9 protein-coding genes are annotated in these 12,324 nt (G+C 62.8%); 4 read left to right on the forward strand and 5 right to left on the reverse strand.

The features are described from left to right. Positions 1–183 precede the first annotated feature (183 nt). Positions 184–1,908 (forward strand): type IV secretion system DNA-binding domain-containing protein, encoded by a 1,725-nt coding sequence (locus tag ACZ9AQ_RS23220; RefSeq protein ID WP_429207054.1) that lies wholly within the window; start codon positions 184–186, stop codon positions 1,906–1,908. Beyond that, positions 1,905–2,639 (forward strand): PDZ domain-containing protein, encoded by a 735-nt coding sequence (locus ACZ9AQ_RS23225; RefSeq protein WP_429207056.1) that lies wholly within the window; start codon positions 1,905–1,907, stop codon positions 2,637–2,639. The genes ACZ9AQ_RS23220 and ACZ9AQ_RS23225 overlap by 4 nt, the downstream gene beginning before the upstream one ends. Positions 2,640–2,728: 89 nt before the next feature. On the opposite strand, the gene ACZ9AQ_RS23230 is transcribed toward ACZ9AQ_RS23225, so the two are convergent. Next, positions 2,729–3,544 (reverse strand): YadA-like family protein, encoded by an 816-nt coding sequence (locus ACZ9AQ_RS23230; RefSeq protein ID WP_429207057.1) that lies wholly within the window; start codon positions 3,542–3,544, stop codon positions 2,729–2,731. 190 nt (positions 3,545–3,734) lie between these two features. Here ACZ9AQ_RS23230 and ACZ9AQ_RS23235 point away from each other — a divergent pair, with 190 nt between their 5' ends. Then, entirely contained in the window at positions 3,735–4,307 is a 573-nt protein-coding gene (locus ACZ9AQ_RS23235; protein WP_103243984.1) for a hypothetical protein, read from the forward strand. An 8-nt stretch (positions 4,308–4,315) separates the two neighbouring features. Here ACZ9AQ_RS23235 and ACZ9AQ_RS23240 read toward each other — a convergent pair whose 3' ends face one another. The 4 genes from ACZ9AQ_RS23240 to ACZ9AQ_RS23255 all read right to left on the reverse strand — a co-directional run bounded on the left by ACZ9AQ_RS23240 (position 4,316) and on the right by ACZ9AQ_RS23255 (position 11,000). Beyond that, positions 4,316–7,276 carry a Tn3 family transposase gene (locus ACZ9AQ_RS23240; RefSeq protein ID WP_103243983.1) on the reverse strand — a complete coding sequence of 987 codons (2,961 nt, stop codon included), beginning with the start codon at positions 7,274–7,276 and terminating at the stop codon, positions 4,316–4,318. Between the two features lie 174 nt (positions 7,277–7,450). Further along, positions 7,451–8,614, reverse strand: a complete 1,164-nt coding sequence (locus ACZ9AQ_RS23245) for a chromate transporter (RefSeq protein ID WP_103244708.1) — start codon at positions 8,612–8,614, stop codon at positions 7,451–7,453. Positions 8,615–8,796: 182 nt separating this feature from the next. After that, positions 8,797–9,735 carry a chromate resistance protein ChrB domain-containing protein gene (locus ACZ9AQ_RS23250; protein WP_103827480.1) on the reverse strand — a complete coding sequence of 313 codons (939 nt, stop codon included), beginning with the start codon at positions 9,733–9,735 and terminating at the stop codon, positions 8,797–8,799. Between the two features lie 287 nt (positions 9,736–10,022). Next, entirely contained in the window at positions 10,023–11,000 is a 978-nt protein-coding gene (locus tag ACZ9AQ_RS23255; RefSeq protein WP_103243981.1) for a DNA-binding protein, read from the reverse strand. A 190-nt stretch (positions 11,001–11,190) separates the two neighbouring features. Here ACZ9AQ_RS23255 and ACZ9AQ_RS23260 point away from each other — a divergent pair, with 190 nt between their 5' ends. Continuing rightward, entirely contained in the window at positions 11,191–12,204 is a 1,014-nt protein-coding gene (locus ACZ9AQ_RS23260) for a tyrosine-type recombinase/integrase (protein WP_103243980.1), read from the forward strand. Positions 12,205–12,324 lie beyond the last annotated feature (120 nt).

Raw genomic sequence — 12,324 nt, forward strand, 5'->3', positions numbered from 1 at the left:
GAGCTGATCGAGAACCAACGTGCGATCGCGGCCAAGCTGGACGGCGCGACAGGCGCAAAGGCGCTGCGCAAATGAAGTGGGCCGAGGGTTGCGCCTCGGCCCACATGACCAAAATTTTCACAACCGCTAAGGAGTTTCAAAAATGGCCGGAAGCGAGTTTAACAGAGTCGGAAAGGTTGCCCCATGAGTGAAGGACTACGCGGCGCCGCACAGGGCGCCGGCATTATCAGAAGCGGCTTGTCTGCCGCATGGCTCGGGCCGAGGGAGATCTACGCCTTCTTCGCGCACGGCACGCGCTACCACTTCATGCGTTACCCGGTAATCCTGGTGGCCGTGGTGCAGCTCTATCACGTGCTAAAGGCCGTGCTCACGCAAGGCGTGATTGCCGGCGTGCTGGGCCTCGTCATCATGGCGATTTCGGTCGGCCTCGGAACCCTGATCGCCAACCTGGTTGAAAAGCTGGGGTGGTGGTTCGCGTGGTATCCGGGCTTGGGCTACCGGCTCAAGGACGGGACGTTCCGCCCGATCGGCGCGTCTGCGGCCAGCTCGGCGCCGGCCAGCTTCGCGGGCTTGGGCGGTGCTGCCAAAGCCGATGAAACATTGATCCGTGGCGCCGCCGTGGTCGACGGCCCAGCGCTGGCCGCGCAGCTCAAGCGCGGTGTCAATCCTGACGATCTCGAACGGCTGATCGAGTTCGGCGGCGTGCCGGTGCCATTCGGCGCCGAACCGCAACACTTCCTGATCGAAGGTGCGACAGGCTCCGGCAAGTCGCAGGCGATCAACGGCATGTTGCGCGTGGTCCGCAAACGCCGGCAAGCGGCCATCATTGCCGATCCGGGCGCCGGCTATTTCGCCCGGTTCGGCCAAGCCGGCGAAACCATCCTCAACCCGCTAGACGGGCGCACCGCTGGATGGTCGGCCTACGCCGAGATCCGCGAGGAATACGATTGCCAGATGATCGCGAAGGCCGCTATCCCCGATGCGGCCGGCGAGGCGGGCGAGTGGAATTTCTACGCACAGACGATGCTTGCCGCCGCGCTGAAATCGCAATGGCAGGCCGGCGACTATTCGACGCGCAAGCTGCTGCACTTGATGAACTCGGCCACGATCAAAGAGCTTGAGCCGATCCTTGTCGGCACGGCTGCATATCCGATGATCCAGAAGGGCGGCGAGAAGGCGCTTGCGAGCATCCGCATGATCGCATCGGTGTACTTGGCGGCGTGGGAATACCTGCCGGATTACGGTACGTTCTCCGTGCGCGATTGGGTCCGTAACTCCGACAGCAATCCGGCCTGGCTGTATCTGACCTACAGGGACGATCAAATGGCCCTGCTGCGGAACCTTATCGCGTGCTGGCTTGAACTGGCGATCGTGGAAGGCCTTACGCTGTCCGAGAATGCAAGCCGGCGCCTCTGGTACATCATGGACGAACTCGATTCGCTGGGTAAGGTGTCTAGCCTGCGCGCCGGCCTGACCAAGCTGCGCAAGTATGGCGGCGTATGCGTCTCGGGGCTGCAAACGATCGCCCAGCTCAGGACCACATACGGCAAGGACGAAGCGCAAACGCTCCTGTCGAGCATGAGCAATAAGCTCGTGCTGCGCGCTGGCGACAACGAGACCGGCAAGTATTTCGAGAACGAGTTGGGCGAACAGGAAGTGAAACGCGCCGAGGTCTCGAACAGCACAAGCACGCGCCTGGGCGAACTGCCCAACACCAGCGAGAACACCAGCGAGCGCCGCTCGCAACAAATGGCCGTCCTCGCATCGGAAGTGCAGGGCCTGCCGGATCTGCACGGCTTCCTCAAGTTGATCGGCCTGCCGATCGCGCGCGTGGTCTTGCAATACGTCGGCATGCCTGAACTGAATACGCCTTACATGGGCAAGAAAAAGGAAGTGAGCACGGTATGAAGATCGATACAGCAGCAGCAGGAAAAACCGCCGCTGTCATTGCCGGTATTTGGGCGATGATCCTCGTCGGTGATCTGTCGAGGCCCAGCAGCCCGCAACCAGTATCAACGTCGGAAGGGATCGCACACATGGTCCGTGGAGTGTTCGGCCTGAATGGTGACGCGCCCACAACGAACAGCGGCGGCAGTATTGCCGATGCTGGCCTGACGGCGGCCGACGCAGGGGGCGTTGTCCTGGTGGCGAGCGTGAAGCCGGGAAGCATCGCGGAACAATCCGGCTTCAAGGTGGGCGATCAGATCGGCGCCGTCAATCGGAACGTCGTCCACAATGCCGGCGAAGTGGCAACCCGGTATGAAGGGCAGGGCAGTACCTTCAACGTGAAGCGTAACGGCATTTCGGTCTATCCGAATATCGAAATGGGCAAAGTCCGTCCGATGGAAAACTTGATTGCCAGCGCGCCGGCCGCGCCGGGTGTCGGCCTCGATGTGATGGACATGGTAGGCATGTACCCGGCCGGCATCCATGCGCCCATGACGATGAATCCGGTGCCTGATGGCCTCGCTGCCGGCGCCGGCATCAAGGCCGAGCAATGGGTAACGGCTGTGAACGGCAAGCCGATCAAGACAGCGGCCGAGTATCGCCAGCTCGCGGTCGGCGATGGGCCGCTGACGTTGACGGTGGTGGACGTGAGCACGAATCCGCGCACGACCAAGGAAGTTAAAATCCGCTGATACGTTACGTTATCTTTGATACGTTACGTTATGAAAAAACGCCCCGAAAGGGGCGTTTTGCATTGAGGTTTCCGACGTCGGAAAAGGCGTCAGAACTTGAACGATCCGCCCGCGCGCCACGCTACCGGCCCGCCATTTGGAGACGCGGCCACGCCGCCCGAAATGACCATGTTGCGCCTGGTGACGTGGTGGACGCCGACCGCAACCGCGCTTTCTCCGCCATACCCGCCCATGCCGACCGTCACGGCAGACTCACCCGGCCCGATCGCGGCCGGCGCCTGCTGCATGGCGAGCGATGCGGCGATGCCGCGATAGGCCGCACGCTCCACGGCGCTGATTCGACCATCGAGCGCCGAGATCCTGCTACCGAGCTGGCCCACGCGCGCATCGGTGTAGGCGTTCGCCTCCTGCAACGTCCGGACCGCCGTCGCGTCGGTGTACTGCATGGCCTTGTCCACGCCGGCCAGCGCCGTATCGGCCGTGGCCTGTGCCGTGGTCACGGCGGCGGCGACGGTCGAAACACGTTCGTTGACGGCGTTGGTCTTGGTGGTGGCATCGGTGGCCGCTGCCTTGAGCGTGTCGGCTGCGCGCGAGTCGATATGCGCATTCACCTGGGCATAGTCCACGACGCCATCTTTGCCGTCGACGCCATCACGGCCAGCCGCGCCGGCTGCGCCGGCCACGCCCTGAACCCCTTGGATACCTTGGATGCCTTGGGCGCCTTGCGGGCCGGGAGTGCCGGCGCCGACGGCCGCGATCGCGGCGCTGAGCTGGCCGACCGTGGCCGCGTCGGAACTCGCCACACCGTCAGCGACGTTGACGATCCGGCGCGTGAGGCTGGTAGCTGCGTTGCCGACCGAAACCGTATTCGCGGCCGTAGCCATGGAATTGGTGCCAAGGGCCACGCTGTTGCCGCCTTGTGCGTTGGCTAAATAGGGGCGAATAGGGAAAACGGAAAAAATCGGGCGCTAAGGCGATTTGGCCGACCATATCGCCCGCAAACCATTCCGCGCGGCCGACTTGCAAACGCCCTGAGTCCATGCTGTATAGTCGTCATTTATGACCGGGGGCGGTCTTTGCTTGGAAAGATAAAAGATGTCGAACGCGCAGCTGATGGCAGTAGTCGAGGTAGACAAAGAAGATCGGATAATTTGTCAGCGCGACGGCTGTGGCCACAGCGTGTACAAACGCATCCACATCGTGCGGGAGAACGGGCGCTTCACCGTTCTCGGCTCCGAGTGCTTCAAGCTCCTATACGGCTCCGATGACACCGGGGCGGTGCCCCTTTATGGATCAAGCGCTGGCCAGCTTCTTACCGACGCCGAGCGTCAGGTGCTAATCGATAATACTGACCGCTTCATTGCAATGCTTGAAGCGCAGCGGCTTCAACTGGAACATGCCCGAGCCCTGGATTTACGCGCTAGACAAGAAGAACAGCGCGAGCGCGAGGAAGCTGCCCGAATTATCAGAGGCGCGTCGGATGCGCTGCGTGACGAAGAACGCAATGCTCAGTCGCTTGCCCTGGAAAACTGCCGCCGGCAATACCCAGGGCTCAATCTGGCCACACCAGGCTGGCAGGGCTTGGTTTATTTAGAGAAGCTAAGAATCTTGCGTGAGGGTCGTGGGAATCGATTCACGCAGCCGCGAACTGAATCCTCCCTCTTCTAGATTATTTCCTACTCTTGGGGCTTACGCAGCTCCCTGAACCCGCCTTCGGCTATACGCTGCTGGCGCCACACATAGTCCCCGGTCAGGTTGATGTGCTCCCAGCCCAGCGGCGACAAAAATTGCAGCATGCCGTCGTCGGGCAACTTGCCTTTCTCACGCAAGGCCTGCGTCGCCCGCTCCAGGTAGACCGTATTCCACAGTACGATTGCGGCCGTCACCAAATTGAGGCCGCTGGCGCGGTACCGCTGCAGCTCGAACGACCTGTCGCGGATCTCGCCCAGCCGGTGGATGAATACCGCCCTGGCCAGCGCATTGCGCGCCTCCCCCTTGTTCAATCCGGCGTGCACGCGCCGGCGCAGCTCGACGTTCTGAAGCCAGTCCAGGATAAACAGCGTGCGCTCGATCCGCCCCAGCTCGCGCAGCGCGATCGCCAGGCCGTTCTGGCGCGGGTAGCTGCCTAGCTTGCGCAGCATGAGCGACGCGGTGACGGTGCCGTGCTTGATCGAGGCGGCCAATCGCAGCACGTCGTCCCAGTGTGCGCGCAGGTGCTTGATGTTCAAGCTGCCGCCGATCATCGAGCGCAAGGCCGGGTGATCGCCCACCTTGCCCGGCACGTACAGCTTGGTGTCGCCCAGATCGCGGATGCGCGGCGCGAAGCGGAAACCCAGCAGGTGCATCAGCGCGAACACGTGGTCGGTGAAGCCGGCGGTGTCGGTGTAGTGCTCCTCGATGCGAAGGTCCGATTCGTGGTACAGCAGGCCGTCGAGCACATAGGTCGAGTCGCGCACGCCGACGTTGACCACCTTGGTGCTGAACGGCGCGTACTGGTCGGAAATATGGGTGTAGAACAGCTTGCCGGGCTCGGCGCCGTACTTGGGGTTGATGTGGCCCGTGCTCTCGGCCCGGCCGCCCGCGCGGAAGCGCTGGCCGTCCGACGACGACGTTGTGCCGTCGCCCCAGTGCGCAGCGAAGGTGTGCTTGAACTGGGCGTTGATCAGTTCAGCCAGGCCGGCCGAATAGGTTTCGTCCCGGATGTGCCAGGCCTGCAACCAGGACAGTTTCGCGTAAGTGGCGCCGGGACTCGATTCCGCCATCTTGGTCAGGCCGAGGTTGATGGCGTCGGCCAGGATCGCGGACATGAGGAACGTCCGGTCCTTGGCCTGCTCCCCGCTCTTGAGATGGACAAAGTGGCGCGTGAAACCGGTCCAGTCGTCCACGTCCATCAGCAGTTCGGTGATCTTGATCCGAGGAAGCATGCCGCTGGCGAAGTCAATCAGCGCCTGGGCCTCGTCCGGCACCACCGCGTCCTGTGGGCTGATCCTCAGTCCTGTCTCAGTAATGATCGCATCGGGCAGTTCGTTCGTCAGCGCGAGCCGGTTGACGGTGACCAGCTGCTGTTCGAGCAAGAGCAAGCGGTCGTGCAGGTACTGGTCGCAGTCCTGGTTGACCGCGATCGGCAGCTCGCGCGCTGATTTCATCGCCCCGAACTTTTCCGTGGGTAGCAGGTATTCCTCGAAGTCGCGGAACTGGCGCGAACCCTGCACCCAGATGTCCCCCGACCGCAGCGAATTCTTCAGCTCCGACAAGACGCAAATCTCGTAGAAACGGCGGTCAAGACCTTCGTCGGTGATGACCAGCGGCTTCCACCGCGCCTTCACGAATGCGATCGGCGCGTCGTCCGGCACCTTGCGCGTCCCGGTCATGTTCATCTCGCGCAGGACGTCGATCGCGTCCAGAACCGCTTGCGCCGCCGGCGCAGCTTTAAGCCGAAGCACGTCCAGAAACTCGGGCGAATAGCGCCGCAGGGTGCTGTACTGCTCGCCCACCAGGTGCAGGTGGTCGAACGTTTCGGGCTGGGCCAGTTCTGCCGCCTCGGTCACGCTTTGAGTGAAGTCTGTCCACGGCAGCACGGCCTCGATCGCGGCATACGGGTCCCTGCCGGATTCCTTGGCCTCGACCAGCGCGCGCCCGATTCGGCTGTACAGGCGCACCTTGTCGTTTATGGCCTTGCCCTGCTTCTGGAAGTCCTGCTGATGCTTGTTCTTGGCTGCGCTGAACAGCTTGATCATAATGCGGTCATGTAGATCGACCAGTTCGTCCGTCACGGTGGCCATGCCCTCGATGGCCAGCGCCGCCAGCGTGGCATAGCGCCGCTCGTCCTCGAACTTGGTCAGGTCGCGCGGCGTCATCTGCGCGCCCTCGCGGGCCATCTTCAGCAGCCGGTTCTGGTGGATCTGGTGGCCAAGCCCTTCCGGCAGGGCCAGCGACTGGAACACCTTGAGCCGTTCGATGTGTTCGCGCATGTAGCGGGAATTGGGTTTGAGCGGCGACTGGCGCAGCCATACCAGCCAGGTAATGCTCATGTCGGGCGCCACATTGAGCAGGTTGTCCAGGGAGCGCCTGTGGTGACGTTCCAACGGCTCAATCAGCGTGCGATAAATTCGCCGGTTCGCCCTCGTCACAGCCTCGGCGCAGGCCCGTTCGATGACGGTCAGCGTCGGCAGGATGATGCGCTTCTGGCGCAGTGTTTCGAGGGAATGCGCGGCGAGGATCATTGCCTTGTCGGTCTGCATGGCGAGGTCGGCCAGGCAGTGCACCAGCTTGCGGAAATCCGGCAAGCCGAACACGGACAGCCCCAGGTAGGCGCGTAACTCATGCAGGTGCTCGTTGCGCGTTTTTTCGCGCTCGCCATATTCCGGCCAGGCGCCGGCGTCGCTGCGCACCTGCTTGGCAATCCAATGGATCACCGGATCTGGCAGCCTAGTGTCGCTGGCCAGCGCCTGGCCAGGGTAGCGCAGCAAGCACATCTGAACCGCGAAGCCGAGGCGATTGGCGGCGCCCCGGCGCTGCCGGATCAACGCCAGGTCGGCATCCGTGAAACTGTATTGCTGGATTAGGTCATCCTGACTTTCTGGCAACACCAGCAGGCTGTCGCGTTCGGTATCAGAGAGGAGTGAGCGGCGCGGCATTCGATCGGACCCTTCGAGGATAAGCCGGGATAAAGCCAGTAATGGGACGAAGCGAAAAAGTAATTAAGGAACGTACTTTTCTTACTTTCTAACTAAGAAGCTTCTTTGTGCTATGCCAAGACAAAACCAGAACGGCACGACGAAGGTCAGCTCCAGCAGACTCAGGCATTCCCCCTAGAACACCAGCCACCCGACCAGTCCAGCCGCGAGGATCACGACGACTACGTTGAGTTTGTTCTTCCAAGCATAAAGGAATGCCAAGGCCGCGGCGAAGATCGATATACCCGCCGTCAACGACGGCACACGCTCGGCGGTGACATGCGCCAGGTCGACGGTGGTGGCGCCAATCAGGCCGACGACCCCGGCCGCGACACCATCCAAAAAGGCGTGCAGCTGCTTGTTCTCCACAACCGCCTCCAGCCGGTCATAGAAGATCAGCGAGAACGCAAAGGCCGGCAGAAAGACACCGACCGTCATGGCCATCGCTCCAACCGGACCGCCCGCCACATAGCCGACGAACGTTGCGAAGATGATGAGCGGCGCCGGTAATACACCGGAAAGCGCCAGCCCATCCAGGAACTGCCCATCCGTCATCCACCCGCGCCCGACAGCGTCGTTGCGAACGAACGGAATCGCGGTATAGGCGCCGCCGAATGTGAGTAAGCCGGCTTTTAGTCCAGCCACGAAAATGAGGAGCACGGAGGCTTGGCCTTGAATGACCGTTTCCACAAGCTTCGCGGTGGGCGCGGCCGACATAGCAACGGCCGTAGCCAACGCCATCGCCCCAAGTGTCACCAGAAGCGCAAACGCCCGACGATTCAACACGAGCAAAGCGTACACAAGGCCACTCGCCGGCAGGGTGATCCAAAAGTCGACCCCGCCACTGGCTGCCAGCGCGCAAACGATGGCAATGACCCACAGCCAGCGACTAAGTAGGATGTGCTCTCCGATGCGGTGCACGGCGCGCACGATCAGCGCGATTACGGCCGCTTGTACACCAAGGAATGCGGCACCCAGCGAAGTGCCGACAATGTCGATCTCGAAGTACAGCCAGGACAGCGCAAACATCAGCAAGAATCCCGGGAGCATGAACCCAAGTCCCGCCAGCAAGCCGCCCAGCCGCCCCTTTGCTCGGATACCCAGATGAACGCAGATCTCGTGCGCTTCAGGACCGGGCAGCACCTGCATCACCGCAAGCAGTTTGTTGAAGCGTTTGCTCGAGATCCAGCGTTCCTCATCCACGAGTTCGCGGCGCAGCATAGCGATCTGAGCCACAGGACCGCCCCAAGCGAGCAGGCCGAACTTGAGGAATCGCACGAAAAGCTGGAAGTAGCTCATGGCTGGAGGAACGGCTTCAATCGCGGCATCTGGCGCCTCGTTCGGGCGGTACGATGCATCATTCGGGACGTTCAAAGGTGTTCTCCTTGCAGTTCAGTATAAGTAGGTCGAATACGCTGGATGTCCTCCTCGGCAGTCAGGCGCACAATATTTGAGCTCCGACGTCTTGGCGATCAGTACATTCAGGTCGTGGCGGTTCCGTTGCCAAAGCTGGCCATCAAACCGTCGAACACGGTCGAGGCCGCGTCCAGCAGTGCGTCGTCCTGGGCAAGGCTTTCGCGCATCCCGGCCAGCACGCTTTCGATGCCGGCGGCCTCTGGCGGCTGCACACCCCCGACATCGAGGTAATGCACCAACTGGCCGATCCGCCGGATGGCAGGTTGATCCAGTCCAAAGCTTTCGGCCAGCACCTCGAAGGTGACGCGGTTGCCGATATGGCTGAATGCCGCCCCATCGAAATCGAAGCCGATGGCGTCCGATGGGCAGTCTCCAGGGCTGGCCAGCCATTGGAAGTAGGCGCGGCGGTCGATGAAGCGCCGGATCAGCCAGGCGCTAGCTAGGCGATCCACCCACGGCCGCTGCCGCGTCGCCCAGATGCGCCCTTGGTAGTCCTCACACCGCAGTCGGCCGATCTCTCCTTCAGCCGACTGCGGTTCATCCGGCGACAGGGTTCGGGCACAGGCGAGTTCAAGCTCGCGTAGTGCGCAATCGACCTGTCGCTGTGGCTCGTCGGGAAAGAAATCGATCGCGACCAGAGCTGCAAAGGACTTGCGCAGCTTGCGCGTCTGCTTGAGCGTCTCCTGCACGTTAGCGGAGTCCAGCTCGCTTCGCCTCTGTGTGATCTCGGGTAACAAGGCGGCGTAATCCTGGCTACGGTCAAACAGCCGAGCGTAGTCCGTGTCATCGGCGGCTTCGGCATTCAATACATATGCCGAACCTCCACCGGAGACCACCTCGGCAGCCACTGCCGCCAGCGTCGAATGGCAGGCTTGGCAGTGCGGCATCAAGTACACGCCGTCACGTAGCACGGTGGCGCCGGCCGCTTTGAGTGCCCGCCAGGCACGCTGGCGGACAGTGGCATTCTCGGTGGGTAGGGAGAGAATTAAGGCAATTAGTTGCATGACGTAGAGTATAAATCAATAAAGACTTATACTCTACAAACTTTATGACGATGGCTGATACGAGGGTTGCCAGGATTACGATTTTTCGCAAAAACATGCCCAACCCATTGTTCCAAAATGGGAAAGTTTTCAATCTCGGGAGTGCCGCTTTGCACAGCGCACCCGGCTCAGGTCAAAATGTCCGGTTGCTGGCGAAGGTGATACCGCCCTGCGCTCGATCGGCCGGTCCTGACGCCCGCCATTTTCGACACCAAATTATTCCCAAAAATATTCAAGCCGGCCCGGCGCTACGGCTTCTTGCGCCTGCCGCCGGCGTTCTTGCCCGCAGAGCCTTCGATTTGCTTCCGTAGCTGGGCGTTTTCGTCTTCCAGCTCGGTGACACGCGTGTCGAGGCGCACGTTCTCGTGCTCGGCCTTGTCCAGCAGATCGGCCCCCATCGCGGCGTCCATGTGCTCGCGGCTGGCCATCTCACGCGCGGCGCCCAGCTGCTCGCGCAAGGTGTAGACCTCGCCCAGGTGCTCCTTCGCCTCGCCATTGGTGCGCTCGACCTGAATCTGCAATCCCTGCTTCTCCGCGCGTAGGACGGCCACCGCCTGCTGGTGCTCCTGCAGGTAGGTGCGCAGCTGCTGGGCGTCGTGCTCCAGCGTGCCGATGCGCGCTTCGAAGCCCTGCCGGTCACTCTGCCGCTGCGCGGCCGCCTTCTCCTGGAAGTGATCGAACTGGTGCCGGGCCTGCGCCAGCTGGTCGGTCAGCAGCCGGACCTCGGCCGCCCGGTCCGCCAGGCGCTGGGTGAGGCCGTCGTTCTCTGCCCGCAGGGCCGCGATCGCTACAGCGCCGTGCTGCCGCTCGTCGCGCTCGTGCGCGAGCGCCGCCTTCACCTCGGCCACTTCGGCAAGGAGCGTGTCCCGCTCGGCGCGCAGCTGGCGGCCGCCGGCGCGTTCCATCTCCAGCTGCTGACCGTCTTCTTGACGGGCCTTGTCGTGCGCGGCGCGCAACTGCTCAACCTGCGCCTGCGCGCCGGCCTCCAGACGCTGATACACACCCTTGACGGCTTCCAGCAGGTCGGCGGGCAGGCCGGCGCCGGCGGCGGCCGTCTCGCCTTGGTGCTGCGCTTTCCACTGCTTGAGCATGGGCGCGATGGTGCCCTTGCTGCCGGTGTCGCCAAGCGCGGCGCGGACGGTGTCCACGGTGGGGTTGGTGCCGGCGGCCGCCAGCTGGGTGGCGGCCTTGACCACCTGGGAGAAAAGAATGCCTGCGCGCGCCATGGTGGGCCTTTCGCGAAATTAAGTAACGTATTCCATAATACGTAATATCACGATATATTACGCTGTGTGTTTTTCGCCGTCACGCGCCAATTTACGCTTCGATAATGTTCGTTACAGCAGGCTATACCACCGGCGGCGTGCTATGCTGGCCGTAATCCCGTTATGAGCGCGCAATTGCGCGACGCCCGCCATGGCCACCACGCCCGCCGTCACCGATATGCCCGATACCGGGTCGGCACCGGCTATCCGTACCGCTGTTACGCCGCAGGACGACCACAACCACGCCGCGCGGCACCGCGTCTTTCTGGCTGCCGCCACGTCCGACAACACGCGCCAGGCGTACCGCTCCGCAGTTAAGCACTACCTGGACTGGGGCGGCGTGCTGCCGGCAAACGAGCCAGCCGTTATCCGCTATCTGGTGCGCTACGCCGACACGCTCAACCCACGCACCCTGGCGCTGCGCCTGACGGCGCTCTCGCAATGGCACGTCCACCAGGGCTTCGCCGATCCGGCCGCCACGCCGACTGTGCGCAAGACCTTGGCCGGGATCGCGCGCACCAATGGCCGCCCGAAGAAGAAGGCCAAGGCGCTGCCGATCGAAGATCTGGAGCTGATCGTGGCGAACCTGGCCAGCCTGGGCACGCTGAAGGCGGCGCGCGATAACGCGCTGCTGCAGGTGGGCTTCTTCGGGGGATTCCGGCGCAGCGAGCTGGTGGGCATCAAGGTCGACCACATCACCTGGGAAGCGCAGGGGATCACGCTCACGCTGCCACGCTCGAAGACGGATCAGACCGGCGAGGGCGTGGCCAAGGCGATCCCCTACAGCGCTGGGCCGTGCTGCCCAGCGACGGCGTTGCGGACATGGCTGGACGCTGCCGGCGTGGCCAGCGGCCCGGTCTTCCGGTCGATCAGCAAGTGGGGCGTGGTGGGCGCCGATCGCCTGAATCCGGCCAGCGTCAACACCATCTTGGCCGGCGCCGCCCAGCTGGCCAAGCTCGGCTACGTGCCGGAACTGTCCAGCCACAGCCTGCGGCGCGGCATGGCCACCAGCGCGCATCGCGCCGGCGCCGAGTTTCGCGACATAAAGAAGCAAGGTGGTTGGCGCCACGACGGCACGGTTCAGGGCTATATTGAAGAAGCGGGGTTGTTCGAGGAGAATGCGGCGGGTAGTTTGTTGCGTTCGCGCACCAGGACCAGCGGCTGAACTGGCTGCGCGCCGGCGGCTGATCTCCGCTGGGATGCGTAAACTTACTATACAGGTATCGTAACTTTACCCATGCCGGCCTCTGGCCACCGGCTGACAGCGTCACACCCCAAGGGGAAT

The sequence above is a fragment of the Massilia sp. UYP34 genome (genome assembly GCF_056279385.1).